The organism is Burkholderia seminalis DSM 23518, assembly GCF_902832885.1.
GTDB classification, from domain to species: domain Bacteria; phylum Pseudomonadota; class Gammaproteobacteria; order Burkholderiales; family Burkholderiaceae; genus Burkholderia; species Burkholderia seminalis.
On the sequence record NZ_CADFDK010000004.1, the window covers coordinates 191,178 to 215,959 of the forward strand.

Sequence of the window (24,782 nt, forward strand, 5' to 3'; positions counted from 1 at the left end):
GGCGCGCGGCAGGCCGCGCAAGAATTTGTTGCAATCTCGCCGTGGCGGATCGGCGAGCGCAGAGGGACAATCGGCACGAAGCGCGCTGCGCGGCGGCCGATGCGTCGATACGCGATGGGTCGTGGTTCACGCCACCGACATGCGCACCACGTACACTGAGCGTCGGCGTGCTTCACACTGCAATCCTGAGGGAGGAGTGTCGATGTCGACCCACATCTGTTCGCGGGAAGCGCAGGCCGCACAGCGCTTCGTCGAAGCCACGCGCAACGTCGATCAGGCGTTTCGCGCGGTGCGCGGCGAAAGCGACGACGACGGTTCGTCGGCCGAATACGCACGTGCGATGTCGCGCCTCGATCGCGCGCTCGACGAACTGGCGCGTGCACAGGAATGCTTCGATCGCGTCGTCGGCGCGGACGCCACGCACGGCAACTGACCGATTCGTCTCCGCCGTTGTCCTCGCACGCCGGGCCGCGTGCGTACCGCTTCATGCGAGCGGGTTGCCCGGCCTGTCAATCCATCATCGTGTAACCGAGTGCCGATTGCGGCACGCCGAGTCGGGCGGCCGCACGCGTGAAGCTGCGCTCGCGCGCGACGGCGACGAAGACAGGCAGGCCTGCCGGGTTGTCGCGCGGCGCGTGCGTCAGCCCGCGCGCGTCATGCCCGGCGCGGCAGGCGCGGGGCGGTACGCGTAGCCGCGATGCTGGAACGACGTCGCGAAGAACCGCATCTGGTAGCGGATCGCGTTCGCCCAGTAATCCCAGGTATGACCGCCGGGCCGTTCCGTATAGTCGTGAGGCACGCCGAGCGCGACGAGCCGTTCGTGCAGCGTGCGGTTCGAGTCGACGAATGAATCGTCGCGGCCGCAATCGATCGTCAGGTCGAGATGCGCACGGACGAACGCGCGCGCGCTTTCGACGATCACGTTGCGGTTCCAGAACGACGGATGGCGCACGGGATCGCCGAACACGTGGTCGATGCCCGGCTCGTCCGCGCAGCAGCGCGGATCGACCGCGCCGCTGATGCTGCCGACCGCGCCGAACGTGTCGGGCCGGTCGAGTGCGATGCGCAGCGCGCCGAAGCCGCCCATGCTGAGCCCGGTGATCGCGCGCGCGTGCTGCGTCGCGATCGTGCGGAAATGCAGATCGACGTAGGACACGACTTCGTCGCCGATGAAGGTTTCGTAGCGGCTGCCCGAATCGAACGGACTGTCGATGTACCAGCTTTCGTGTCCGCCGTCGGGCATCACGAGGATCGCGTGATAGCGGTCGGCCAGCGCGGCGATGCGCGTGTTCGACGTCCAGTCGGTATGGTCGCCGCCGGAGCCGTGCAGCAGATAGACGACCGGATAGCGTTCGTCGCCGCGGTTGCCGTGCGTGTAATCGTCGGGCAGCACGACGGTCGCCTTCAGCGTCTCGTGCATCGCGGCGCTCGGGATCGCGACGACCCGCGCGTGAAACGCGAACGCAGGGCTCGTGACGGCGAGCAGCAGAAGCAGCCAGAAGGTACGTGCCAGGTTCATCGATCCTCGCATGTGTCGACTCGGTCCGGCGCCGGGCACCGGGAAAACCCTGTTCAGGCGACTCTAGCAACCGTGCCTTTCAGACAAATTTCGGTGAATCCTACGGGTTGTCAGGTGGGCGGCGCGGCGACGATGCGCTCGATGGCGGCGCGAAACGCATCGGGCTGCTCGGCCGCGATCAGGTGACCGCAGCCTGCGATCGTGTCGAAGCCCGCACAGCGCGCGAGCGCCCAGTCGGGCACGTGCCAGCCCGCGCGCGAGCGTTCGCCGGCGACCAGCCAGACGCCGTGACGCTCGAAGACTTGCGCGAGCGCCTGCAGGTAGCCGGGAGCGCCGGTAGTCGCGACCACCGAGCGGCCCATCGCGCGCAGCGTCGATGCCGGCTGATGCGCGAGCCAGCGGCGTGCGGCGTCGAGCTGGCTCGGCGACGGTGCGTCGATCGCGCCGCGCAGCCAGTCGAGCGGGGCGGCGCGCAGGCCGTCGAGCATCGCGTCGGCCTCGTCGGGCGTCATGCGGCCGACCGCCGCCGACCAGAACGCATCGTCGAGCGTGAAGTTGCCTTCGACGTTGACGACATGCCGCACGCATTCAGGATGTGCATGCGCGAACAGCATCGCGATCGCGCCGCCGACCGAATGGCCGACGATATCGACCGGCTGCGCGCCGAAATGCGTGGCGACGGTCCGGCGCACGTGTTCGACCTGTGCGGCAAGCGAGATCGCATCGAACGGGGTTGCGCGATGCGCGCCGTAGCCGAGCAGGTCGGGCGCGAGATGCGGGCCGTTCCATCCGCGCACGTCGAACGTGCCGATGAAACCGTGAATGAAGACGACGGGCGCGGGCTGGGTCATTCGGCGGATACGGAGGGCAGGGGCGGCAACGCGAGTTCGGCGAGCAGTTCGTCGAGTTCGAGCATGTGCGTGCGGTCGTGGTCGAGCAGTTCGCGCACGAGTTCGTCGAGCGACATCCGGCGGATCCCGTCGCGCAGCCCGCAGCGCGCGCGTTGCGACGGTTCCAGCGCGGCGGCCGTGGCGCACAGCGCGGCGCGACCCGATCGGAATGCGTCGACCGCGGGGGCGAGCGGCTGCGCAAGATAGTCGCGCTGCGCGGCGAGGGCGGTACCGTCGACCGACTCGATCACGGGCAATTCGGCCGTACGCACGACGTCGATGCGCTCGGCGAACACGGCGTCGAGGTCGCGCAGGTGGTACGCGTGTTCGACGAGCGAGAAGCCGGTACCGGTCGGGCGGCGCGTGCGCAGCGCGACCGGCACCCGCGCGGCATACGCGGCGAGCCGGTCGGGCATGCGGGCCAGCGCGGCGACGACGTCGGCGAACGGCAGCCGCCGCGGAAACGGGCTGAACACCGCACCGTAGCTGAACAGCGCGCCGCCGAGCCGCCCGCGCGCCTGCACGACCTCGTGACCGTGACGGCGCATGACTTCCGCGACCATCGCGCCGCAGAACTGGCGAGCCGTCGTGTCCGCTTCGATTTCGGGGAATTTGCGCGCGATCTCGTCCTGGATCGCGCCGATCGCGGCGACGCCGACGCGCGACAGCGCGGCGAACTCGAGATAGCGCTCGGGCTGTTCGATCAACGCTTCGAGCTGGGCGCCGAGCGCGGTCGTGCGGAAACGGTCGAAACGGGAATGCATGACGAACGGGTTTCGATTAGTAACGTATCAAAACGATACGTTACTAATCGGGTGCTCGTCAACCGGCGTCTCCGGACACGCGCGAGGCGCGTGCCCGCCTGCTGCTCAGGACTTCTGCCGCGCGTCGACTTCCGCGCGCATCCGCGCTTCCTGTTCCTTCAGTTCGGGGGTGAGCGCGTCGCCGAAATCCTCGGCTTCGAACAGCGGGCGGATCTCGATGTCGGAGTCGCCCGGCATCGGGTTCGGGCAGCGCTTCACCCATTCGACGGCTTCTTCCATCGATTTCACCTGCCATAGCCAGTAGCCGGCGACGAGTTCCTTCGTTTCGGCGAACGGGCCGTCGACGACGGAGCGATGCGTGCCGGAGAAATGCACACGCTTGCCGTGGCTGCTGGGGCGCAGCCCGTCCGCGTCGAGGAGGATGCCGGCCTTGACCAGTTCCTCATTGAAGCGACCCATTTCGGCCATGCTTTCGGTGTCGGGCATCCGGCCGGACTCGGAATCGGCGGTGGCTTTGACGATGACCATGACGCGCATTGTCGTATCTCCTGAAAAATGAATGAGGGAACCGCCGGCCGCATCGACGGCAAAACGATCGGTTACGACAACACGACGTACGAGAAGGACGCGTATCGACAGCGCGCGCGAAGCATTTTCCGCGAAGGGCGAACTGGCGGCCGCCGCCGCGGAGCGCATCACCAAAACTGGTATGCTGATCTTCACCACGTTGACGCGGAGGGTGCCATGGCTGCTAAGGAAGTCTCGAAGAAGAAGTACCTGAAGATCCTGAACAAGCGCCTGCGTGCGGAACCGGCCGCGCCGGCCGGCGCGTCGTTTGTGTTTTTCCCGCTGGGTGCGAAGGCGAAGCACGCGACCGGTGTCGTGTCCGGCGACACGCGCAGCAAGCGCGAACTGGCCGTGATGGCCGCGGTCCAGCGCAAGGCGGCCGAAGAGTTCGTCGTCGCCGGTGCCTGACCGGCACCGGCCGCACCCTCATCGTTGAATTGCCGCCTCCGCGGCTTACGCGGCGGCGGCTTCGCAGTGCGCGATCGTCGCGCCGGGTATCGGCAGGAAGAGGCCGAGATCGGGTGCCGGGATCCGCCGCGGCGCGTTCGCCACGTGCGCGAGCGACGGCAGGTCGTCCGGGCGCCGGATCGATTCGAGGATGACCGGCCACGGGCGCGAAGCCTGACGGTTGACGCAGCGGCCGGGAACGGCGCTGAACGCGTTCCCGGCCTGAAAGCGAACCCCGGCGATCACGACACCTTGTCCGCCGCCGCCGCCGGATACCGGCCGCTGCCCCCGGCCGCGTCGCCGGCCGCCAGTTGTTCCAGCGCGAGGCCCTTCGTCTCGATCCCGAGCGTCCACACGGCGATCGCCGCCGCGACGAACGACAGCGCGCCGAGCGTGAACACGCCGCCCTGGCCGAAGATCGGCAGCACGATACCGACCACGTAAGGCCCGATCAGCGAACCGACGCGTCCGATCGCCGACGCGAAGCCCGACCCCGTCGCGCGCGCGCCGGTGCCGTACAGTTCGGGCGTGTACGTGTACAGCGCGGCCCACATCCCGAACAGGAAGAACTGCATCGCGAGGCCCGTGACGATCAGCAGCGTCGTGCTGCCGCCGTACAGCGCGCTCTGGCCGTAGGCATACGCCATCGCGCCGCCGCCGATCAGCGACGCGATGCAGGTCGGCTTGCGCCCCCAGCGCTCGACGAGCCATGCGGCGCACAGGAACCCCGGCACGCCGCCCAGCGAGATCAGTACCGTATAGAACACCGATTTCGTGACTTCGAAGCCGGCTTGCTGCAGCAGGGCGCCGAGCCACGACGTGAGGCCGTAGAAGCCGAGCAGCGCGAAGAACCACAGCAGCCACACCATCACCGTGCGGCGACGGTACACGCCGCTCCAGATCTCGCGCAGCGCGCCGTGGCCGCGTGCGACGACCGGTTCCGCGAGTCGCGACGGCGGCGGCAGCGTCGTGACGCCGGCCGAGCGCATCACTTTCGCCTCGATCGCGTGCATCACCGTGTCGGCTTCCGCGTGCCGGCCCGCGTGCTCGAGCCAGCGCGGCGATTCGGGCACGATGCGGCGCACGACGAGCACGAATACCGCGGGAATCGCGAGCAGCGCGAACACGGTGCGCCAGCCGAACTGCGGCAGCACGAAGTACGCGACGACGCCGGCCGTGATGAAGCCGAGCGGCCAGAAGCCGTCCATCAGCGCGATCAGGCGGCCGCGCTTCTCGGTCGGCACGAACTCGGACAGCAGCGTCTGCGCGACCGGGAATTCCATGCCCATCCCGATGCCGAGCAGCACGCGGTAGACGATCAGCGCGTCGACGCTCTGCGCGGTCGAGCACAGGTACGACGCGGCACCCCACAGCACCATGCTCCACTGGAACACGGGCCGGCGGCCGAAGCGGTCGGCGAGCAGGCCGGCGACGGCCGCGCCGAGCACCATCCCGAAGAAGCTCGCGCTCGCGACGAGGCCGGCGGCCGCGGTCGACAGCCCGAACTCCTTGCGGATCGAGCCGAGCACGAACGTCATCGTGCCGAGGTCGACCGAGTCGAAGAAGAACGCGATCGCGATGATGAAGAAGATGCGCTTGTGATAGCCGGAGAACGGCAGGCGTTCGAGCCGGGCGGCGGCGGAGACGGGAGCGGTGGCGGCGGGCATGGCGTCCTCTGAAATGAAAAAGGGGCCGCGCAGCGCATGCTCCAGGGCCCCGATGCTTCACGTTCAGTAGACGCGACCACAAACTGCCGCATCAGAGGAAAAACGCCGCCTGCTTGCCCAAATGCGTCATCGGCGCGGCGGCGCGTGCGCCGTCAATTCTTCAGCTTGTATCCGGTGCGGAACATCCACGCGACGATCGCGAGCAGGATCACGAGGAACAGCCCGGTCGCGGCGAGGCTGATCCACACGTGCACGTCGGCCAGCCCGTAGAACGACCAGCGGAAGCCGCTGATCAGGTAGACGATCGGGTTGAACAGCGTGACGACGCGCCATGCGGGCGGCAGCATGTCGACCGAGTAGAAGCTGCCGCCGAGGAACGTGAGCGGCGTGATGATCAGCAACGGCACGAGCTGCAGTTTCTCGAAGCTGTCGGCCCAGATGCCGATCACGAAGCCGAACAGGCTGAACGTGATCGCCGTCAGCACGAGGAACAGCACCATCCAGAACGGATGCAGGATGTGCAGCGGCACGAACAGGCCGGCCGTGGCGAGGATGATCACGCCGAGCAGCATCGACTTCGACGCGGCCGCGCCGACGTAGGCGATCACGATCTCCCAGTACGACACGGGCGCGGACAGGATCTCGTAGATCGTGCCGGTGAAGCGCGGGAAGTAGATGCCGAACGATGCGTTCGAGATGCTCTGCGACAGCAGCGACAGCATCACGAGCCCCGGCACGATGAACGACCCGTAGCCGATCCCGTTCACGTCGCTGATGCGCGAGCCGATCGCGGAGCCGAACACGACGAAATACAGCGACGTCGAGATCACCGGCGCGATGATGCTCTGCATCAGCGTACGGCGCGTGCGGGCCATTTCTGCGCGGTAGATCGCGCGGATTCCATGCCAGTTCATGCGTCAGGCTCCTTGCACGCCGTTGCGGCGGTTGTCGATCAGGCTGACGAAGATGTCCTCGAGCGAACTCTGCGTCGTGTGCAGGTCGCGAAAGCCGATGCCGGCCGAGCCGAGCGCGCCGATCAGTTTCGCGATGCTCGCGTCGTCGCGCTGCGAGTCGTACGTGTAGACGAGCGCGGCGCCGTCGTCCGCGCGTTCGAGCCCGAACGGCGCGAGCGCGGGCGGCACCTCCGCGAGCGGGTGCTCGAGTTGCACGGTCAGCTGCTTCTTGCCGAGCTTGCGCATCAGCTCGCGTTTTTCCTCGACGAGCACGAGCTCGCCGCCGAGGATGATGCCGATCCGGTCGGCCATCTCTTCGGCTTCCTCGATGTAGTGCGTGGTCAGCAGGATCGTCACGCCGCTTTCGCGCAGCGAATCGACGAGCTTCCACATGTCGCGGCGCAACTCGACGTCGACGCCGGCCGTCGGCTCGTCGAGGAACAGGATGCGCGGCTCGTGCGACAGCGCCTTCGCGATCATCACGCGGCGCTTCATGCCGCCCGACAGCGTCATCAGCTTGTTGTCGCGCTTGTCCCACAGCGACAACGCCTTCAGCGTCTTCTCGATATACGCGGGATCGGGCGCCTTGCCGAACAGCCCGCGGCTGAACGACACGGTCGCCCAGACGCTTTCGAACGCGTCGGTGGTCAGCTCCTGCGGCACGAGGCCGATCATTTCGCGGGCCGCGCGGTATTGATCGCGGATGTCGTGACCGCCGACCGTCACGCGGCCTTCGGTCGGCGTGACGATGCCGCAGATCGAGCCGATCAGCGTGGTCTTGCCGGCGCCGTTCGGCCCGAGCAGCGCGAAGATTTCGCCGGGGCGGATGTCGAGGGTCACGTGCTTCAGCGCCTGGAAGCCGGACGCGTAAGTCTTGGAGAGGTCGGAGACGGAAAGGATCGGTTGCATGCTCACGGATGGTACGGCCGGCCGGCGCGACGCCGCGCCGCGCGTGCCCGGCGTCGCCGCCGCTGCGAAGCGGCCGGGACCGGGGACGGCATGGCGGTCGGGCGTCATGTCGAACGACGTTGTGGTGCGGGATCGCAGGACCGCCATATTAGCAATCGGTAGATCGAAATGCATTCCGGTGGAAAGGCCGCGTATTGCCGGCGCCGGATTTGCATGAATCGGCCGTACATCGATCAGCAAATACGTGTTTTATTTAAATTGAGCGAACAATTTGCCGTATTTCTCATGATTCCCGCCGCGACCGTGGTTCCGCCGTTGCGGCACGTCGACTGTGCTGCCGGAAGACCCTTGCGCCGTACCGGGACGGCACGCATCGCGCTCGCGATAATGCGTTCCTTTCATCGTTCATGGAGCGGGCGCATGTCTTTGGTCGATTTCAAGTCCGTGGCCGCCGCGCAGGCCGCCGCATGGAAATCCACGATCGTCGGCGAGGTCGGGCCGGCCCGGATCAAGGTACTGCGCATGGATGCGCAGCCGTACGACGCGGAAGTGCACGACTACAACGAGGGGCTGCTGGTGCTCGACGGCACGCTGATGCTCGAGGTTGACGGTGAGACGGTGGTGGTCGGGGCCGGGCAGATGTATCTCGCGCGCGCCGGGATACGTCACGCGGTGCTGCCCGGCAGCCACGGCACGCTCGCGATCATCGACGTTTGAGGTTGCGCCGCAACATGCGTGCGGGCCGCTGAAGGCCGCCTGGCCTGGCTCGGCGCGGATTGCGCGAGTGCCGTTCAAACGCGTGTTCCACAGCCCGGGTATTTGTCTGAGCAAATAAAATGAAGGCTGTTTGAAAATCTGTTAAATACCGTGTAAACGCTAGGATCGCGCGGGTTCATTCGTTTGGAACTCTGCATCCATTTACTTGTTTGAATGGTCCGATCATAGTCTCGACAAACGACGCATCACGATAACGAATCAAGCGTACGTATGGAGACCACACCATGAGACGCCCATCCGCGGGGCCAGCCGGACTGCCGTTTCCCGATTTTTCGCTGCATGCAGGCGCGACGCAGGTCGCGTGCCTGCGTCGTCACCTCGCCGTGTAGCGCGGCGAACCACTTTCCGTTCCGATCGTTCCGACGGCGCCGTGCCGCATGACGGCGCTGCGGGACCGCGCTTGTCTGCCGCCGCGGCGTGTGCCGCACATGCCTGACCGGCATCGCGGCCGTCTGGCGCGCATTGTCATGCGCCGCGCGTTCGGGCGGCGGCGCGATACCAACCGGCGGGCCATGCAGCCTGGCCGGACGAGACTTGTCGTACCTCAAAAGGAGGGGTTGATGATTTGCATTCCTGAATGGCGGAAGGCGATCCTGTCGTGCGCGGTGCTGGTGCTGCCGTTCGTCGCCGGTTGCGGCGGCGGCGACGATCCGGGGCCGATCAACGTGCCGCAGTGCTCGGGCAGCGCCTGCGGACCGAGCGGCGCCGAAACGACGCCGCCCGTCGTGGCGAAGCTGTGTCCGGACGCGCTCGATTACATGACGACGTATACGGGCGGCGCCGGCAGCGGCGAGTACGTGAAGGTGAAGTTCGACACGACGAAGCTCACCTACCAGATGCAGTTCATCGAATCGTCGGTGCCGACGTCGGCAGGGCAAGTCAACAACACGCGCGCGGGCCTGACGATCAGCGGCGCGTTCCATCATCCGACCAACCTCCCGACGGCCGAGCAGAACCGCTGCGCGTTCGTGCTCGACAGCGGCGCGACGAGCGACGGCGCGTATGCGGTGACGATCAATCGCGCCGATCCGCCGATGCTGTTCGTCGGCAATGGTGTCGTGGGCGGCGGGATTCCGGGGGCGACGATCGCGTTCAAGGGCATCGACCTCGGCGCTCCGTTGCCCATCGGCTACGTGCCGTCGCGCACGTTCGATTTCTATCCGTTCATCGGCTTCATCGAAACGGAAACCGATTTTTCGAAGGTTGCGGGCAATTACAACGAGGTAGGCATCCATCTGTCGCCGCTCGGCGGGGGCGGGCAGAGCGCGCCCGGGCCAATCGGCTGGGAACCGGACGTCGTCAACTGGAACCAGACGCTCAATGCGGACGGTTCGTGCACGATCACCCCGGGCAGCGACTACTCGTGCCAGACGACCGGGACGCCGTGGACGCTGCGCAAGAATGCGGACGGGTCGGCCGACAACGTGTTCGTGAGCAACGGGCTGCCGAACGCGTTTGGCGTGCTCTCGTATCCGATCGCGGGGCAGGGGTCGTCGCTCATCCTTCTTGCGTCGAGCCAGGCCAAAGGCATCATGATCGTCGGCAAGCTGAATGGCGTACGGATACCGGTCGTGATTCGCGTCGGCTACACGTATGTCGATGCGACCAATCTGCTCGCCTCCGTCGCCGATGCCGAAGTCGGTATCTCGATGCTGTCGTCGACCACCGCGATCGCCGCGAATTCGCTGAAAGGCGGCTACATCGGCGCGACCAGCGCCTCCGCCTGCGGCATCGTGACGTCTCCCGGCACGACGACCTTCTTCCCGACGGCGGGCCCGAGCTTCAATCCGAACGTGCCGCATCCGGAGCTGCCCGGCAGTTTCGTCAACGGCACCTTCCTGACGGAAGCGGGCACCTGCAACGACGGTACCGCCGTGTCGACGCTGGCTGCGAACTATACGTCCACGCTGTTCCAGGGCAATACCGCGGCATTCATCGATCCGCAGACGTCGTCGGTCACCTCGCAGTTCGCGCTCGACTATACGCAGGCCACGCCCGGCAAGATCAAGGTGACCGCCACGCAGGACTTCAACGCGAAGGGCGCGAACGGCAACGTGGCGATCTTCAGCAAGGGCGACACCGGCTGGCTCGTGACGGCCGGCAACGTCTACGCGATGGTCGTCAACAACAACAAGGTCAACCCGTTCTTCACGGTCGGCGCGTTCGTCCAGTAACCCTGCATTGAACACGTAACACCGGCGGCGCATGCGTCGCCGCCGGCGAATCGAATTTCAAGAGGATTCCTATGAATGTGAAGCAATGGATGGCCGCGGCATCGCTCGCGCCCGTGCTGGCCGCATGCGGCGGCGACGGCGACCCGCCGCCCGCGCCGGTGGTCCGGCTGTGTCCGCAGACGATCGACTACAACACGGTATTCATCGGCGGGTCGGGGTCGGGCGAGCTCGTGAAGGTGCAGCTCGACACGACGAAGATGACGTACCGGATGACCTACCTCGCGTCGCCGGTGCCGACCACCACCGGCACCGTGCAGCCGACGCGCGACACGGCGCCCGCCAATGTGGTCGACGGCACGCTGGCCGACGAAACGGGGCTGCCGACGGTGAAGCTGAACCAGTGCACGTTCCGGATGCAGAACGCGAGCCTCGACCCGAGCCGGCCCGCGCGGCTGTTCCTCGGCGAAGGCGTGCTGGGCGGCGCGATTCCCGGCGCGACGATCCAGTTCGACGGCGTGATCGGCGTCGGCAAGATCCCGAAGACGACGTTCCCGTATTACCCGTTCATCAGCTTCTCGTCGCTGGAAACCGACCTGACGAAGATCGCCGGCACGTACAACCAGCTCGGCTATCACCAGGTGCCGTCGCAGAACTTCCAGCCGGTGGCGCTCGACCAGAAGGTGACGATCAACGCGGACGGCAGTTATACGGAAACCGACAACTTCGGCAAGAAGAACGGCGGGTTGCCGCTCGCGTCGAGCGCGACCGTGAACCAGCCGTTCACGCTGCGCCCCGATGCGCCGGCGTTCCAGTCGCTCAACTATCAGCCGCAGATTCCGCCGACGCTCGCCGCGCTCGATCCGGCGAAGGCCGGCAAGGGAATCCTGATCGTCGGCAAGCTGCGCAACCAGCTCGTGCCGATCTTCATCCGCACCGGCGCCGCGAACGCGGACCTCACGCAAGGCCCGCCGAGCGCGGACGACGAATCGGGCATCTCGTTCCTGAGCCCGCAGACGGCGATCGCGCAGGGCTCGCAGGACGGCGAGTACACGGGCGTCGACAGCGCGTTCAACTACCGCGCGACCGCGCTCGTCGGCGCGCAGGCCACGCTGCTCGATCCGTTCAACGCGTCGCAGGCCGCGCTCACGCGCGCGCTGAACCTCGACTACACGCAGAAGGTGCCGGGCGTCGTGACGACCGTGCACGCGGATGCGGCGTCGGGGCCGGCAACCGGCAAGTTCGTGTTCACCGGCGGCGTGTTCGGGTTCCTCGACATGGCCGATACGAGCAACCCGTACTTCACGGTCGGCGCGTTCGTGCAGTGACGCACGCCTGGATGGAGACACGGTGGCGCCGCGCGCGGATGCGCGGCGCCCCGACAGAACGAGGGGGAGACTTCATGAAGAAGCTGATTGTCGCGGGTGTCGCCGCAGTCGCGTCGACGCTCGCATCGGCCCAGCAGGCGGGCGACAACGTCGCGACGCTGGGCTGGCTGCACATCATGCCGCAGGATTCGACCAACGGGTTGACGACGAATCTCGCGAGCATGCCGATCAACGGGCCGCTTCGCCTGCCTGGCTCGTTCACGTCGCCGGGCACGAGCCTGACGGTCAACAATGCCGATACGGTCGGCCTCACGCTCACGCACTTCTTCACCGACCACATCGCGGTGACGTCGGTGCTCGGCGTGCCGCCCGAGTTCACGCTGACCGGCCACGGCGTGATCAAGCCGCCGGGCCCGGCCGGCGCGCTTGGCAACGTCGACATGGACAAGTCGGCGAACCAGCCGGCCGTGAAGAACGCGCGGCAGTGGAGCCCGACGATCATCCTGCAGTACTACTTCAATGCGCCGACGGCGAAGTTCCGCCCGTTCGTCGGGATCGGTGTGGCCTACAGCTGGTTCAGCAACATCGAACTGAACGGCAACTTCGCGAAGGACATCAACGAGAACCTCGGCAGCGTGCTCGCGGCCGGCGCCGGCAAGCCGGGCGCGACGTCGGTGGAGGGCAAGGCGTCGTCGTCGTTCACGCCGGTCTACAACGTCGGCGCGAGCTATGCGATCGACAAGCACTGGGGGCTGACGGCGACGCTGACCTATATGCCGCTGAAGACCTACTCGTCGCTCGTGATCAAGGCGGCCGACGGCTCGACGCTCGCGACCACGCGCACGCGGCTGAAGGCCGATCCGCTGATCACGTTCGTCGGGATTTCCTACAAGTTCTGAGCCGACCGGCGCGCATGACGCGTGCCGGCGGTTTCCTGCGCCCGGCTGGCCGGATCGTTCCGGCCGGAAGGTCGCGTTCCTGGCGGCGTGCCGCCATTTGTGAAGAGAGGGGGCAGTTCAAATGAGCATTCGCAAAATCGTATCGCTTGTTGCTGCAGTGGCTTTCACCGCGGTTTCGGCCGCGCCTGTTTTCGCCGTCACCGTTTCGCGTGCCGACGGCCAGCCGATGAATCCGAACGGCGAGCCGTTCTCGGCGTCGGGGCTGACGGCGCTGGCCAAGGGGTCGATCAACGCGAACTGCAACGCGACCTTCAACGGCACGATCACGTCGACCGGCATCGTCAACATCACGTCGACGACGTTCTCGGGCGGCGCGACGTGCGGCCTGATCAGCGGCAGCGCGAGCAGCACGTCGCCGTGGACGGGCCAGGCCGACAGCACGACGCAGTTGTCGATCAACAACGTGAAGGTGAACGTCACGTTGCTCGGTACCTGCGGGCCGAGCAAGGTCGTGACGGCGTGGAGCGATTCGAACTCGTCGCTGACCTTCGACAAGTCCGCGCTGACGCCGGATTGCACGGTGAGCGGCACGGTCGCCACGTCGCCGAAGTTCCACGTGCAGTAAACGCCGGGCGATCGAAGCGGAACCCGCCGCGCACGAGGGCCGTGCGGCATGTGCGGCGGGTTTCCGCGGCTTCGATGGGTTCGTGCCGTCGCGTGTATCGGCGCGGCGGCCGGATTCATTCGGCGGCGCGGTCGTTTCTGCCGGTGTGCCGCCATTCATATCAAAAAAGAGAGAGGGCAATGCAGATGAACATTCGTCCAATCGCATCGCGTGTCGCTGCCGTGGTGTTCACCGCGGTTTTGGCCGCGCCCGCCTTTGCCGTGACGGTTTCTCGCGCGGACGGTCAGCCGATGAATCCGAACGGCGAACCGTTCTCCGCGACGGGAATGACCACGCTCGGCAAGAAGGCGATCAACACCAACTGCGCGGTGACGTTCAACGGAACGATCACGCCGGCGGGCGTGATCCGCATCACGTCGGCGCAGTTCGGCGGAGGCAACTGGTGCCCGCTGATCAGCAGTACGGCGAGCAGCGCCGCGCCGTGGACGGGGCAGGTGGACAGCGCGACACAGCTGTCGATCAACGATGCGCAGGTGACCTTCACGCTGCTGGGTTCTTGCGGTCCCGACAAGCTCGTGGCGGCGTGGAACGATTCGAACGCGTCGCTGACCTTCAACCAGGCCGAATGGGCGCCGGACTGCAGGTTGGCCGGCACGCTCGTCGCGTCGCCGAAGCTCCACGTGCAGTAACCGTCGCGGAGCGCCAGCCGTGCGCGAGGATCGTGCGGTTCGCACGCGGCCATGTTCGCTTCCTCGATGTATTCGCGTCGTCGCGCTTATCCGCGTGCCGGCCGAGCCGCCCGTGTCGCGATCCGGCATGGGCGGACCCGCGGGGCGGGCGTGACGTACTGCGCTTCCCCGATTCGATCGAAACAAAACGATTCCAATTGGCCGGAACCATGCTTACCGATCCAGCAAAGTATGGCGATGCCCGCGACGCGACGCCCGACCGGCTGCGCACCGCCGCGTGGCTGCAATACCTGATCGACCATCTCGACACGGCGTCCTGCACGATGACCGCGCGCGATGCCGGCGACACGGCCGTCGCCGCGTCGTACACGACGCGCGCGGGAACCGGCACGCGCCTGTCGCGCGAAGCGGCGGCCGCGCTCCACCGGCTCGTCCCGTGGAGCGCGTCGGACGGCGGCGGCTGCGCGTGCGACCCGGCCGATCCGCTCGGCGCGTGCTCGCATGTGCCTTCCGTCCGTCAACTCGCCGAGGCCGAACGTTGCTGCCCGGGCTCGCGTGCCGTATTCGACTCCGCGCACGGCGTGATCGAGGCGTGCGCATTCGACGATCCCGACATCGGCTGGGCCGCGCTCGAACGCATTGCCGGCGGCGTCGAACGCCACGGCGAAGACGCGCGAGAACGCGTCGCGAACCCACCTGACGGGCCGCGCGAGATGCCGCCTGCGAAGAACCCGAGAGAAAGGCTGACCGCTATCGCGGCAGCGAACGGGGAAACGCCGACCCACCCCGGTGCCGTCATCGACGCGATCGTGCTGCGCGCATGCGGCCCGCGAGACGACGCGGCGCGCATCGACGAGATGGCCGCGCTCGCGATGTTCTCGGCCGGGCTCGCGGCCGGCAACGGCGTGTCGGTTCAGGCGTACGGCGGGCAGCACAATCTCGTCGCGCGGGCGATCCGTACGCATCGCGCCGATCTCGCGTCGATGGACGGGCTGCTTGCCGCGCTCGCCGTTTGCCGGCTCGATCGACTCGTCGGCGCGGGCAGCTTCTGGGCCTGCTACCTGCTGGCGGGCATCGCGATCGCCGCACCGGATACGGTGCGGGAAATCGGCGGTCGCTTCCACGGCGATACCTGGCAGGCGTGGCTCGACCACGTGCTCGCGTGGCCGGCGGTCAGCCGCTTCGGGTCGACGGAGGATATCGCGTTCGACCGCCTGCGCGACGCGATGAGCCTGACGTCGCGCTGGAATCCGATCGTCCGCGGCAAGCGGGTGCGCACGCGGGGCGTGACGATTTCCCGCTCAGGCGAAGACGGGAGCAAGGCCGGCTGACGGGGGGCTTGGCCTGGATGAAACGGCCGGCACCGCCTCGCGCGCAGGCGCTCGCCCCGGGGCGACATCCCGGGCCGCGTTGGCACGTGCGGGCGCGGCGTCACGCCATGGGCCGCGTCGTGCGACCGCACGACTGCCGCGCCGACCGGCCGCGCAACGCCTCGGTTCCGCGCTCCATCGACCGGACGCAGTATGTGATGCCGCCGACCATCGCGATCGGCGGCGTTTCATCAGGACACCATCCAGGTTCGGGCAGCGCGCCCGCCGTCGTCAGACCGTCTCGGGCTGCCGCACGGCCTTCGCGACGTTTCTCGCCATCGCGCCGTTCGCGACGAAGTAAGGGACGTCGACCCGCGCGAGCGGCTGGCGGCCGCGGATCTTGTCGGCAATCTTCTCGGCGATCATGATCGTCGGCGCGTTCAGGTTGCCGGTCGTGATGATCGGCATGATCGACGCATCGACCACACGCAGCCCTTCGAGCCCGTGGACGCGGCCTTCTTCATCGACCACGGCCATGTCGTCGTAACCCATCTTGCACGAGCACGACGGATGGAACGCGGTCTCCGCGCGGGCGCGCACGAACGCGTCGAGTTCCTTGTCGCTCTTGCAGTCGGCACCCGGGTTCAGCTCGCGGCCGCGATAGCGGTCGAGCGCGGGCTGGCGCATGATCTCGCGCGTCGCGCGGATCGCGTCGCGGAACTCGCGCCAGTCGAGCGCTTCGGCCATGTAGTTGAACAGGATGCTCGGATGGTCGTTCGGGTCGCGCGAGCGCAGCTTCACGCGGCCGCGGCTCGGCGAGCGCATCGAGCCGACGTGCGCCTGGAAGCCGTGCATCTCGATCGCGTTCGAGCCGTTGTAGTTGATCGCCACCGGCAGGAAGTGATACTGGATGTTCGGCCAGAGGTCGTCGTCGCGCGTGCGGATGAAGCCGCCCGCCTCGAAGTGGTTGCTCGCGCCGAGGCCCGTGCCGTTCAGCATCCATTCGAGGCCGATCTTCGGCTGGTTCCACCACTTGAGCGCCGGGTACAGCGAGACGGGCTCCGTGCACTCGTACTGGATGTACATCTCCAGGTGGTCCTGCAGGTTCTGGCCGACACCCGGCAGGTCGAGCACGACCGGGATGTCCAGTTCCTTCAGCCACGCGCCGGGGCCGACGCCCGAGCGTTGCAGCAGCTGCGGCGACGCGATCGCGCCGCTGCACACGAGCACTTCGCGGCGTGCATGCGCGCTCGCGCGCTCGCTGCCGCGCAGGTACGTGACGCCCGACGCGCGCTTGCCGTCGAACAGGATGCGGTCGGCGAGCGCATGCGTGACGATCTCGAGGTTCGGCCGCACCTTCGCCTGGTCGAGGTAGCCGCGCGCGGTGCTCGCGCGGCGGCCCTTCGGCGTGACCGTGCGGTCCATCGGGCCGAAGCCTTCCTGCTGGTAACCGTTCAGGTCGTCGGTGCGCGGATAGCCGGCCTGCACACCCGCATCGACCATCGCCTCGAACAGCGGGTTCACGCCCGGCTTGCTGGTCGTGACCGACACGGGGCCGCTGCCGCCGTGATAGTCGTTCGGGCCGACGTCGCGCGTCTCGGCTTTCTTGAAGTACGGCAGGCAGTCGAGATACGTCCAGTTCTCGAGGCCCTTGTGCGTCGACCAGTTGTCGTAGTCGAGCGCGTTGCCGCGGATGTAGCACATCCCGTTGATCAGCGACGAGCCGCCGAGCCCCTTGCCGCGGCCGCATTCCATCCGGCGGTTGTCCATGTGCGGCTCGGGGTCGGTCTCGTACGCCCAGTTGTAGCGGCGGCCCTGCAGCGGGTAGGCGAGGGCGGCCGGCATCTGCGTGCGGAAGTCGAAGCGGTAGTCGGGGCCACCGGCTTCGAGCAGCAGCACCGTGACGTCCGGATCTTCCGTCAGGCGCGTTGCGAGCACGTTGCCCGCGGAACCGGCGCCGCAGATGATGTAGTCGTATTCGCGTGTCGTCATGACGGTCAATCTCCTTTCGTGATCCTCAAAACACCGGGTTGTAGCGGCCGAGCTCGACCTGCACCGACTTGATTCGAGTGTAGTGCTCGAGCGTCGTGATGCCGTTCTCGCGTCCGACACCGGATTGCTTGTATCCGCCAACCGGCATTTCGGCCGGCGATTCGCCCCACGTGTTGATCCAGCAGATGCCGGCTTCGAGGCGATGGATCGTGCGGTGCGCGCGCGACAGGTTCTCGGTCACGACGCCGGCCGCGAGGCCGTAGTGCGTGTCGTTCGCGCGGGCGATCACTTCGTCTTCCGATTCGAAATCGAGGATGCTCATCACCGGCCCGAAGATTTCCTCGCGCACGATCCTCATGTCGTCGCGGCAATCGCCGAACACGGTCGGCGCGACGTACTGGCCGTTCGCGAAGTGGCCGTCGGTCAGGCGGGTGCCGCCCGCGAGCAGCTTCGCGCCTTCGGCCTTGCCGCTCTCGATGAAGCCGAGCACCTTGTCGAGCTGCGCGGCCGACACGAGCGGGCCGAAGTTGGTGTCGGCATCGGTCGGCTTGCCGACGCGGATGCGCTTCACGCGTTCGAGCACCTTTTGCGTGAACGCATCCTTGATCGAGCGGTGCACGAACACGCGCGTGCCGTTCGTGCAGACCTGGCCCGAGCTGAAGAAGTTGGCGGTCACGGCGATGTCGGCCGCACGATCGAGGTCCGCATCGTCGAACACGATCAGCGGCGACTTGCCGCCGAGTTCCATCGTCACTTCCTTCAGCGACGAGGCGCCGGCCAGCGACATCACTTTCTTGCCCGTCTCGACGCCGCCCGTGAACGACACCTTCGCGATGTCCGGGTGGCCCGTCAGCAGCGCGCCGACCGAGCCGTCGCCCTGCACGACGTTGAACACGCCGGCCGGCACGCCGGCTTCCGTATAGATTTCCGCGAGCTTCAGCGCGGTCAGCGGCGTGACCTCGCTCGGCTTGAACACCATCGCATTGCCGGCCGCGAGCGCGGGCGCGGTCTTCCAGCACGCGATCTGGATCGGGTAGTTCCACGCGCCGATGCCCGCGCACACGCCCAGCGGCTCGCGGCGCGTGTAGACGAACGACTCGGCGCGCAGCGGCACCTGCAGCCCCTCGATCGCGGTCGCGAGGCCCGCGTAGTACTCGATCACGTCCGCGCCGGTGACGATGTCGACCGCGAGCGTCTCGCCGATCGGCTTGCCGGTGTCGCGCGTTTCGATCGCCGCGAGTTCGTCGTTGCGTTCGCGCAGCAGGTCGACCGCGCGGCGCAGGATGCGCGAGCGCTGCATCGCGGTCATCGCGGCCCATTCGCGCTGGCCTTCCTGCGCGGACGCGACGGCGCGCTCGACGTCGGCCGCGCTTGCCTGCTGCACCTGGGCGAGCAGTTCGCCGGTGGCGGGATCGAAGGTGTCGAAAGTCTTGCCGCTCGTGGCGTCGACGTAACCGCCGCCGATGTAGAGGCGCTGCAAACCGTATACGGACATGAGGATCTCCTGGTAGGCGACTGCGTGACGCGTCAGGCGGACGCGAGCAGCAGGTCGATGTAATCGTGGGCGAGCTTCAGTGCAGCCCGGGTGTCGATCGGGCCGCCGGCGAGCGCGCCGCGCAGCCACAGGCCGTCGATCAGCGCGGCGAGGCCGCTGGCGGCTTCGCGCGCTTTCGTGCGCGGCAAGGCCTTCGCGAACTCGGCGCACAGGTTCGAATGGAGGCGCCGCGTGTTGACGTGCTGCAGGCGCTTGAGCATCGGGTCGTGCATGCTCTGCGACCAGAACGCGAGCCACGTCTTCATCACGGGGGCGCTGACCTGCGTATCGTCGAAGTTCGCGGCGACGATCGCGCGCAGCCGCGAACGCGGATCCTTGCGCGCGGCCGTGCGGCGGCGCGTGGTGGCCGACCACAGGTCGCGCAGCACGTGCCGCATCGTCGCTTCGAGCAGGCCGTCCTTGTCGCCGAAGTAGTGGCTGACGATGCCCGTCGAGATGTTCGCGCGTTGCGCGACCGAGGCGAGCGTCGTGCCGGGCAGGCCCGCTTCGTCGATCGAGCGCAGCGTGGCATCGATCAACTGCGCGCGGCGGATCTCCCGCATTCCGACTTTCGGCATCGCGACTCCCTTCGCCCGGACGGGGCCGTTCATGGAAGTCGAAAGCTTAGCGGTTTTTTATTGATCGTTCAATCAACAAAAAATCAGGGTCCGACGGCGAAACAGCACGCCGCGACGGGTGCCGCGTCGCCTCCGCGGTCATGTGCGGGTGCGGAAAAATGCATTGAAAGAAGGTTAATTAAATTGAAATCTGTTTAAAACGGATTCCGAAAAGATGACGCAATGCGAGGGAAAATTTCCACTTCCTGTGCATTACAAAACGAAAGAGTGTCGAAATATGTAAGATTATTCGCAATGTGAAATCGTCAATTCGGATCGTGAATACGTGCAGCTTTCATGAAACCGTTTTAATCAGGCGATTAAAACATATTATGTATTTGAATTAAAACAAGAATATCGATTTTTCGAGCGCTTCTCCGGATTGCTCGCAAACGATTGCGTCCGCCCGCGTGGAGAATCCGCATACCATAGAAATTGACGAAAAAATTTGAATCATGGGCATTTTCTAACAGAGTAGAGGGGATCGTTGGAATGACTTGAGTAAGTAATATCGACCGTATTAGTATGGCGCCGCACCATCAGGAATCAATGAGCGCCGCCGGCATTTGCCGCGGTGCGTCGGCAATGGGCGCGATGACGGATCGCGCACGGGGCCGTCACCTGTCATTGCGCACCTGCAGCATGCCGCGACGTCGAGACGCCGCATCCACCGGAGAACGACGATGCCGACCGAAAAACACGTAGTCCCGCTACCGAATGGCCTGAAGGTCTACGTCGAACGGAACGTGTTCGACCCGGCGTTCGACACCGCGATGCTCGTCAACGGCGCGCTCGCGACGACGGCGTCGTTCGGGCAGACCGTCCAGTACCTCGGCGAGCGGATGAACACGATCTGCTTCGACCTGCCGTATGCGGGCCAGTCGCGTCAGTACAACCCGGGTTGCTGCATCCTGACCAAGGACGACGAAGCCGCGATTCTCCAGTACCTGGTCGAGCATTTCGCGCCGGCGTTCCTCGTGTCGGTGTCGTGGGGCGGCGTCGCGTCGCTGTTCGCGCTCGCGCGCGGCTGCCCGAGCGTGCGTCGCGCGGCGATCTGCTCGTTCTCGCCGTTCCTGAACGACGCGATGGTCGACTACGTGACGCGTGCCCGCGATCACATCGCGGCCGGCGAGAACCTGAAGGCCGCGCAGCTGCTGAACGACACCGTCGGCCGCTACCTGCCGCGCATCATGAAGCTGTACAACTACCGGTATCTCACGCGCCTGCCGCGCGACGAGCAGGACCAGGTCGCGTTCCACGTCGACCAGATCCTGTCGCTGCGGCCCGAGCGCTACTTCAGCGAGTTTTCGAACATCGGCTGCGAGCTGCTGTTCCTGAACGGCGAGCGCGACGAATACACGACGCCGGCCGACGTGCGCCAGCTCGGCGCGCACGTGTCGCGCGCACGGTTCGCGACGGTGCCGGACGCCGGCCATTTCCTCGACATCGAAGGCCGCGCGCAGCGCGAATGCACGCGCACGGCGCTGCTCGAGTTCTTCTGCGGCGATGCGAGCGTCGCGGCCGGCATGGCGCGCGCCGCCGCGCATGCGTGCGTGCCCGCGCCGATGCACGCGCTGTCGTCGTGACGCCAACCGTCGTGCACCGGGTTCGCCCCGCACATCCGAATTCCCATCCCAACGAGGCAGGCCAGCCGTGAATATCGTTCAGACCATCGCCATCGTCGTTCCGTGGGCCGCATGGCTCGCTTACTGGATCGCCACGTCGCAGGGCGTGAAGACGACCGTGCGCAAGGAAGCGTCGCGCTCGCGTACGCTGCAGTCGATTCCGCTGATCGTCGGCGGCGCGCTGATCATCCTGCCCGATCCGTCGTGGCAGGCGCTCGTGCCCGACTGGCAGCGCTTCGGGCTGCAGGCGCAGTGCGGGCTTGCGGTGCTGGCGGCCGGTCTGTTGTTCTCGGTGTGGGCGCGGTTGCATCTCGGCACCAACTGGAGCGTGTCGGTCACGCTGAAGGAGAACCACGAGCTCGTCCGCACGGGGCCGTACGCGTTGGTGCGCCACCCGATCTATACGGGCTGCCTGGTCGCGCTCGCCGGCGCCGCGCTGATCGGCGGCGAATGGCGCGGTGCGGTCGGCGTGCTGCTCGTGTTCGCGTCGCTCGCGTACAAGGTGCGCGTCGAGGAGAGCTGGCTCACCGGTCATTTCGGGCCGGCGTACACGCAGTACCGCCGCGAAGTGGCGGCGCTGATCCCCGGTTTCTACTGACCTCCGCGAGGCGCGCGATGGCGAAGATGATCGTGACCGCGATCGGCTCGGCGGGCGACGTGCATCCGCTGCTCGGTGTCGCGCGCACGCTCGCGGCGCGCGGTCACGACGTGGTGTTCTGCACGCACGCGCCGTTCGAGGCGGCCGTGCGCCGCTGCGGCTTCGCGTTCGTGCCGGTCGGTACCGCGGCCGAATACGACGCCGCGATGGAGAACCCGGCACTGTGGGATCCGCGCGCGTCGTTCCGCACGCTGTGGCAGGTGATCGCGCCGACGCTGCGCCCGCATTACGACGCGCTGCATGCGCTGACCGATGCCGACACGGTGCTCGTCGGCACGCTGTGGGCGTTCTCCGCGCGCTTCATGCAGGAACTGCATGGCACGCCTTACGTGTCGGTGCAGGTGTCGCCGTCGACGCTGCTGTCCGCGCATGCGCCGCCGACGCACCCGCGCCTGACGATTCCCGCGCGCTGGCCGCTGCCGGTGAAATCGGCGCTGATGACGCTGATCGAGCGCCAGGTGCTCGATCGTGTGTGCGGCCCGGCGCTCGACGCGGTGCGCCGCGAGCTCGGGCTCGCGCCCGCGCGGCGCGTGCTCGGCCGCTGGCTGCATTCCACCGACGGCGTGCTGTGCCTGTTTCCCGCCTGGTTCGCGCCGCCGCAGCCCGATTGGCCGTCGAACCATCTGCAGAGCGGTTTTCCGCTGTTCAACGATATTGCGACGCCCGACGATGATGTGGCACTCGATGCGTTTCTCGCGGCCGGCGAGCCCCCGGTCGTGTTCACGGCCGGTTCGACACGCGTCGATCACGCGGCCTACGCGCGCGCGGTGGCGGACGCGCTGCGCGCGACCGGCGCGCGCGGGATCCTGCTGACGCCGCACGATGCGGCGCCGGGCGACGAGCGGCTGCTCGTGCGCCGCTTCGTGCCGATGCGTACGCTGCTGCCGCGTTGCCGCGCGCTCGTGCATCACGGCGGGATCGGCACCGCGGCGCTCGCGTGCGAGGCGGGGATCGTGCAGGTCGTCACGCCGTTCGCGCACGACCAGTTCGACAACGCGCAACGCGTCGTCGCGAACGGCTGCGGCGTGCGCGTCGACGGCCCGGTCGACGGTGCGCGGCTCGGCGCGGCGCTCGCGCGCGCGCTCGACGAACCGGCGTTCGCGGTGCATGCGAAGCGCACGCGCGCGCTGCTCGCGGCCGCGCCGGACGGTTGCGAGGCGGCTGCCGATTTCATCGAACGATTCGTGCCGAAGCGCGGCCGGCTGGCCGCGCGGGCCGATCTCGCGGCGGCCGGCGCATGAGCACCGCGTCGCCGCTTCACGACGGGCCGGTCGCGCCGTCCGCGTTCGACACGCCCGCGCCCGCGCCGGCCGCGCAGCCGGTGCGCGGCATCCGCCTCGCGCTGCTGACGTTCGCGCTGTCGCTCGCGACCTTCATCGAGGTGCTCGATTCGACCGTGACGAACGTCGCGGTGCCGGCGATCTCCGGCAGTCTCGGCGTATCGAACAGCCAGGGTACGTGGGTGATCAGCTCGTACTCGGTCGCGGCGGCGATCGCGGTGCCGCTGACGGGCTGGCTCGCGCGCCGCGTCGGCGAGCTGCGGCTGTTCGTCGGCGCGGTGCTGCTGTTCACGCTCACGTCCCTGCTGTGCGGGCTGGCGCGCGACCTGCACGTGCTGGTGATCTGCCGCGCGCTGCAGGGGCTGTGTTCCGGGCCGATGGTGCCGCTGTCGCAGACGATCCTGCTGCGCACGTTCCCGCCGGACAAGCGCACGATCGCGCTCGCGCTGTGGGCGATGACCGTGCTGCTCGCGCCGATCTTCGGGCCGGTGGTCGGCGGCTGGATCGTCGACAACTTCTCGTGGCCGTGGATCTTCCTGATCAACCTGCCGATCGGGCTGTTCTCGTTCGCGGTGTGCACCGCGATGCTGCGCCCCGATGCGCAACGCGGCGCGGCCGGTCCGATCGACGTGCCGGGCATCGTGCTGCTCGTGATCGGCGTCGGTTCGCTGCAGGCGATGCTCGACCTCGGCCACGACCGCGGCTGGTTCGATTCGCCGCTGATCGTCACGCTGGCGGTGGTCGCGACGCTCGCGATCGTGTCGCTGCTGATCTGGGAAGCGGGCGAGGCGCACCCCGTCGTCGATCTCAGCCTGTTTCGCGACCGCACGTTCTCGTTCTGCGTGCTGATCATCTCGCTGGGGATGATGAGCTTCTCGGTGGTCGGTGTCGTGTTCCCGCTGTGGATGCAGGCCGTGATGGGCTACAACGCGTTTCATGCGGGGCTCGCGACCGCGTCGCTCGGCGTGCTCGCGCTCGTGTTCTCGATTCTCGTCGGGATTCACGCGCACCGCTTCGACGCGCGCGTGCTCGCGACCTTCGGCTTCCTCGTGTTCGCGGCCGTACTCGCGTGGGATGCGCACTTCACGCTGAAGATGACGTTCGCGCAGATCGCGGCGCCGGGGCTGATCCAGGGGATCGGGCTGCCGTGCTTCTTCATTCCGCTGACCGCGGCGACGCTGTCGCGCATTCCGGACGACCGGCTCGCCGCCGCGTCGAGCCTGTCGAACTTCCTGCGCACGCTGTCCGCCGCGTTCGGCACCGCGATGAGCGTCACGCTGTGGGAAAACCGCGCGACCTATCACTACGACACCGTGTCGCAATCGGTCACGCACGCGTCGGCGAACACGCAGCGCTTCGTGCACGCGCTGAACGCGATGGGCGTGGACGGCGTGCGCGAGTTGTCCACGCTGCACCACGTCGTGATGCAGCAGGCGTACATGATGGCGACCAACGACATGTTCTGGATGGCGAGCATGACGTGTCTCGCACTCGCGGCGATGATGTGGCTGACGCGGCCGAAGCGCGGCGCGGCCGCGTCGTTCGGGCATTGAGGAGAAGA

24 protein-coding genes and 1 pseudogene are annotated in these 24,782 nt (G+C 67.2%); 13 read left to right on the plus strand and 12 right to left on the minus strand.

Annotated features, from left to right (window positions below; all coding sequences use genetic code 11):
- The first annotated feature begins 202 nt into the window (after nucleotides 1-202).
- The gene (locus tag HWX00_RS15040; RefSeq protein ID WP_034186208.1) at nucleotides 203-433 is read left to right on the plus strand and encodes a hypothetical protein; all 231 of its coding nucleotides are present in this window, start codon (nucleotides 203-205) and stop codon (nucleotides 431-433) included.
- Between the two features lie 85 nt (nucleotides 434-518).
- Here the strand turns inward: HWX00_RS15040 and HWX00_RS15045 are convergent.
- From HWX00_RS15045 to HWX00_RS15065, 5 genes and pseudogenes are all read right to left on the minus strand, one after another.
- A pseudogene (locus HWX00_RS15045) lies at nucleotides 519-644 on the minus strand (helix-turn-helix domain-containing protein); the annotation flags it as partial.
- Nucleotides 641-1,519 (minus strand): alpha/beta hydrolase, encoded by an 879-nt coding sequence (locus HWX00_RS15050; RefSeq protein ID WP_175026750.1) that lies wholly within the window; start codon nucleotides 1,517-1,519, stop codon nucleotides 641-643. The gene HWX00_RS15050 and the pseudogene HWX00_RS15045, both read right to left, overlap by 4 nt.
- A gap of 110 nt (nucleotides 1,520-1,629) precedes the next feature.
- Nucleotides 1,630-2,370, minus strand: coding sequence for an alpha/beta fold hydrolase (locus tag HWX00_RS15055; RefSeq protein ID WP_034186057.1), 741 nt, complete (start codon nucleotides 2,368-2,370; stop codon nucleotides 1,630-1,632).
- Nucleotides 2,367-3,173 (minus strand): DinB family protein, encoded by an 807-nt coding sequence (locus HWX00_RS15060; RefSeq protein ID WP_034186058.1) that lies wholly within the window; start codon nucleotides 3,171-3,173, stop codon nucleotides 2,367-2,369. The genes HWX00_RS15055 and HWX00_RS15060 overlap by 4 nt, the downstream gene beginning before the upstream one ends.
- A 105-nt stretch (nucleotides 3,174-3,278) precedes the next feature.
- On the minus strand, nucleotides 3,279-3,710 hold the full coding sequence (locus HWX00_RS15065) for a YciI family protein (RefSeq protein WP_034186059.1): 432 nt from the start codon (nucleotides 3,708-3,710) through the stop codon (nucleotides 3,279-3,281).
- Between the two features lie 207 nt (nucleotides 3,711-3,917).
- On the opposite strand from HWX00_RS15065, the gene HWX00_RS15070 reads away from it, so the two are divergent.
- Nucleotides 3,918-4,148 (plus strand): hypothetical protein, encoded by a 231-nt coding sequence (locus tag HWX00_RS15070; RefSeq protein WP_034186060.1) that lies wholly within the window; start codon nucleotides 3,918-3,920, stop codon nucleotides 4,146-4,148.
- 45 nt (nucleotides 4,149-4,193) lie between these two features.
- On the opposite strand, the gene HWX00_RS15075 is transcribed toward HWX00_RS15070, so the two are convergent.
- The 4 genes from HWX00_RS15075 to HWX00_RS15090 form a co-directional block, all read right to left on the minus strand.
- Nucleotides 4,194-4,433 carry a hypothetical protein gene (locus tag HWX00_RS15075; protein ID WP_034186061.1) on the minus strand — a complete coding sequence of 80 codons (240 nt, stop codon included), beginning with the start codon at nucleotides 4,431-4,433 and terminating at the stop codon, nucleotides 4,194-4,196.
- Complete coding sequence (locus tag HWX00_RS15080) at nucleotides 4,430-5,854, minus strand: MFS transporter (protein ID WP_069705500.1); 1,425 nt, start codon at nucleotides 5,852-5,854, stop codon at nucleotides 4,430-4,432. Before HWX00_RS15080 ends, HWX00_RS15075 begins: the two co-directional genes overlap by 4 nt.
- 152 nt (nucleotides 5,855-6,006) lie before the next feature.
- Nucleotides 6,007-6,768: an ABC transporter permease gene (locus HWX00_RS15085; RefSeq protein WP_034186063.1), complete on the minus strand. Its 762-nt coding sequence runs from the start codon at nucleotides 6,766-6,768 to the stop codon at nucleotides 6,007-6,009.
- A 3-nt stretch (nucleotides 6,769-6,771) separates the two neighbouring features.
- Nucleotides 6,772-7,716 (minus strand): ABC transporter ATP-binding protein, encoded by a 945-nt coding sequence (locus tag HWX00_RS15090; RefSeq protein WP_034186209.1) that lies wholly within the window; start codon nucleotides 7,714-7,716, stop codon nucleotides 6,772-6,774.
- 420 nt (nucleotides 7,717-8,136) lie between these two features.
- On the opposite strand from HWX00_RS15090, the gene HWX00_RS15095 reads away from it, so the two are divergent.
- From HWX00_RS15095 to HWX00_RS15125, 7 genes are all read left to right on the plus strand, one after another.
- On the plus strand, nucleotides 8,137-8,433 hold the full coding sequence (locus tag HWX00_RS15095; protein ID WP_059556917.1) for a cupin domain-containing protein: 297 nt from the start codon (nucleotides 8,137-8,139) through the stop codon (nucleotides 8,431-8,433).
- 620 nt (nucleotides 8,434-9,053) lie between these two features.
- Complete coding sequence (locus HWX00_RS15100) at nucleotides 9,054-10,667, plus strand: DUF2957 domain-containing protein (RefSeq protein ID WP_175026751.1); 1,614 nt, start codon at nucleotides 9,054-9,056, stop codon at nucleotides 10,665-10,667.
- Nucleotides 10,668-10,738: 71 nt separating this feature from the next.
- Nucleotides 10,739-11,992, plus strand: coding sequence for a DUF2957 domain-containing protein (locus HWX00_RS15105; protein WP_049035971.1), 1,254 nt, complete (start codon nucleotides 10,739-10,741; stop codon nucleotides 11,990-11,992).
- A gap of 74 nt (nucleotides 11,993-12,066) precedes the next feature.
- Complete coding sequence (locus HWX00_RS15110) at nucleotides 12,067-12,891, plus strand: OmpW/AlkL family protein (RefSeq protein ID WP_034186067.1); 825 nt, start codon at nucleotides 12,067-12,069, stop codon at nucleotides 12,889-12,891.
- Between the two features lie 121 nt (nucleotides 12,892-13,012).
- The gene (locus tag HWX00_RS15115) at nucleotides 13,013-13,516 is read left to right on the plus strand and encodes a hypothetical protein (RefSeq protein WP_049035976.1); all 504 of its coding nucleotides are present in this window, start codon (nucleotides 13,013-13,015) and stop codon (nucleotides 13,514-13,516) included.
- Between the two features lie 185 nt (nucleotides 13,517-13,701).
- Nucleotides 13,702-14,205 (plus strand): hypothetical protein, encoded by a 504-nt coding sequence (locus HWX00_RS15120; RefSeq protein WP_059556970.1) that lies wholly within the window; start codon nucleotides 13,702-13,704, stop codon nucleotides 14,203-14,205.
- Nucleotides 14,206-14,414: 209 nt separating this feature from the next.
- Entirely contained in the window at nucleotides 14,415-15,536 is a 1,122-nt protein-coding gene (locus tag HWX00_RS15125) for a hypothetical protein (protein WP_069245998.1), read from the plus strand.
- 270 nt (nucleotides 15,537-15,806) lie between these two features.
- Here the strand turns inward: HWX00_RS15125 and betA are convergent, their stop codons facing one another.
- Genes betA through betI form a run of 3 tightly spaced genes read right to left on the minus strand, consistent with a single transcriptional unit; the run spans nucleotide 15,807 to nucleotide 19,619 of the window.
- A complete protein-coding gene (gene betA / locus HWX00_RS15130; RefSeq protein WP_175026752.1) occupies nucleotides 15,807-17,507 on the minus strand; it encodes a choline dehydrogenase in 1,701 nt (566 codons plus the stop codon).
- Nucleotides 17,508-17,532: 25 nt separating this feature from the next.
- Complete coding sequence (betB, locus tag HWX00_RS15135) at nucleotides 17,533-19,002, minus strand: betaine-aldehyde dehydrogenase (protein WP_034186071.1); 1,470 nt, start codon at nucleotides 19,000-19,002, stop codon at nucleotides 17,533-17,535.
- A gap of 32 nt (nucleotides 19,003-19,034) precedes the next feature.
- Nucleotides 19,035-19,619 carry a transcriptional regulator BetI gene (gene betI / locus HWX00_RS15140; protein ID WP_034186211.1) on the minus strand — a complete coding sequence of 195 codons (585 nt, stop codon included), beginning with the start codon at nucleotides 19,617-19,619 and terminating at the stop codon, nucleotides 19,035-19,037.
- Nucleotides 19,620-20,341: 722 nt separating this feature from the next.
- Here betI and HWX00_RS15145 point away from each other — a divergent pair.
- From HWX00_RS15145 to HWX00_RS15160, 4 genes are all read left to right on the plus strand, one after another.
- The gene (locus HWX00_RS15145) at nucleotides 20,342-21,244 is read left to right on the plus strand and encodes an alpha/beta fold hydrolase (RefSeq protein ID WP_175026753.1); all 903 of its coding nucleotides are present in this window, start codon (nucleotides 20,342-20,344) and stop codon (nucleotides 21,242-21,244) included.
- A 67-nt stretch (nucleotides 21,245-21,311) separates the two neighbouring features.
- A complete protein-coding gene (locus HWX00_RS15150; RefSeq protein WP_034186073.1) occupies nucleotides 21,312-21,881 on the plus strand; it encodes a methyltransferase family protein in 570 nt (189 codons plus the stop codon).
- A gap of 17 nt (nucleotides 21,882-21,898) precedes the next feature.
- Nucleotides 21,899-23,182 (plus strand): glycosyltransferase, encoded by a 1,284-nt coding sequence (locus HWX00_RS15155; protein WP_175026754.1) that lies wholly within the window; start codon nucleotides 21,899-21,901, stop codon nucleotides 23,180-23,182.
- Nucleotides 23,179-24,774, plus strand: a complete 1,596-nt coding sequence (locus HWX00_RS15160) for a DHA2 family efflux MFS transporter permease subunit (protein WP_034186075.1) — start codon at nucleotides 23,179-23,181, stop codon at nucleotides 24,772-24,774. Before HWX00_RS15155 ends, HWX00_RS15160 begins: the two co-directional genes overlap by 4 nt.
- Nucleotides 24,775-24,782 lie beyond the last annotated feature (8 nt).

What these genes read in the sequence shown, in the direction of transcription:
- HWX00_RS15040 (WP_034186208.1), top strand. Translation starts at nt 203, where the DNA reads ATGTCGACCCACATCTGTTCGCGGGAAGCGCAGGCCGCACAGCGCTTC.
- HWX00_RS15050 (WP_175026750.1), bottom strand. Translation starts at nt 1,519, where the DNA reads ATGAACCTGGCACGTACCTTCTGGCTGCTTCTGCTGCTCGCCGTCACG.
- HWX00_RS15055 (WP_034186057.1), bottom strand. Translation starts at nt 2,370, where the DNA reads ATGACCCAGCCCGCGCCCGTCGTCTTCATTCACGGTTTCATCGGCACG.
- HWX00_RS15060 (WP_034186058.1), bottom strand. Translation starts at nt 3,173, where the DNA reads ATGCATTCCCGTTTCGACCGTTTCCGCACGACCGCGCTCGGCGCCCAG.
- HWX00_RS15065 (WP_034186059.1), bottom strand. Translation starts at nt 3,710, where the DNA reads ATGCGCGTCATGGTCATCGTCAAAGCCACCGCCGATTCCGAGTCCGGC.
- HWX00_RS15070 (WP_034186060.1), top strand. Translation starts at nt 3,918, where the DNA reads ATGGCTGCTAAGGAAGTCTCGAAGAAGAAGTACCTGAAGATCCTGAAC.
- HWX00_RS15080 (WP_069705500.1), bottom strand. Translation starts at nt 5,854, where the DNA reads ATGCCCGCCGCCACCGCTCCCGTCTCCGCCGCCGCCCGGCTCGAACGC.
- HWX00_RS15085 (WP_034186063.1), bottom strand. Translation starts at nt 6,768, where the DNA reads ATGAACTGGCATGGAATCCGCGCGATCTACCGCGCAGAAATGGCCCGC.
- HWX00_RS15090 (WP_034186209.1), bottom strand. Translation starts at nt 7,716, where the DNA reads ATGCAACCGATCCTTTCCGTCTCCGACCTCTCCAAGACTTACGCGTCC.
- HWX00_RS15095 (WP_059556917.1), top strand. Translation starts at nt 8,137, where the DNA reads ATGTCTTTGGTCGATTTCAAGTCCGTGGCCGCCGCGCAGGCCGCCGCA.
- HWX00_RS15100 (WP_175026751.1), top strand. Translation starts at nt 9,054, where the DNA reads ATGATTTGCATTCCTGAATGGCGGAAGGCGATCCTGTCGTGCGCGGTG.
- HWX00_RS15105 (WP_049035971.1), top strand. Translation starts at nt 10,739, where the DNA reads ATGAATGTGAAGCAATGGATGGCCGCGGCATCGCTCGCGCCCGTGCTG.
- HWX00_RS15110 (WP_034186067.1), top strand. Translation starts at nt 12,067, where the DNA reads ATGAAGAAGCTGATTGTCGCGGGTGTCGCCGCAGTCGCGTCGACGCTC.
- HWX00_RS15115 (WP_049035976.1), top strand. Translation starts at nt 13,013, where the DNA reads ATGAGCATTCGCAAAATCGTATCGCTTGTTGCTGCAGTGGCTTTCACC.
- HWX00_RS15120 (WP_059556970.1), top strand. Translation starts at nt 13,702, where the DNA reads ATGAACATTCGTCCAATCGCATCGCGTGTCGCTGCCGTGGTGTTCACC.
- HWX00_RS15125 (WP_069245998.1), top strand. Translation starts at nt 14,415, where the DNA reads ATGCTTACCGATCCAGCAAAGTATGGCGATGCCCGCGACGCGACGCCC.
- betA (WP_175026752.1), bottom strand. Translation starts at nt 17,507, where the DNA reads ATGACGACACGCGAATACGACTACATCATCTGCGGCGCCGGTTCCGCG.
- betB (WP_034186071.1), bottom strand. Translation starts at nt 19,002, where the DNA reads ATGTCCGTATACGGTTTGCAGCGCCTCTACATCGGCGGCGGTTACGTC.
- betI (WP_034186211.1), bottom strand. Translation starts at nt 19,619, where the DNA reads ATGCCGAAAGTCGGAATGCGGGAGATCCGCCGCGCGCAGTTGATCGAT.
- HWX00_RS15145 (WP_175026753.1), top strand. Translation starts at nt 20,342, where the DNA reads ATGCCGACCGAAAAACACGTAGTCCCGCTACCGAATGGCCTGAAGGTC.
- HWX00_RS15155 (WP_175026754.1), top strand. Translation starts at nt 21,899, where the DNA reads ATGGCGAAGATGATCGTGACCGCGATCGGCTCGGCGGGCGACGTGCAT.
- HWX00_RS15160 (WP_034186075.1), top strand. Translation starts at nt 23,179, where the DNA reads ATGAGCACCGCGTCGCCGCTTCACGACGGGCCGGTCGCGCCGTCCGCG.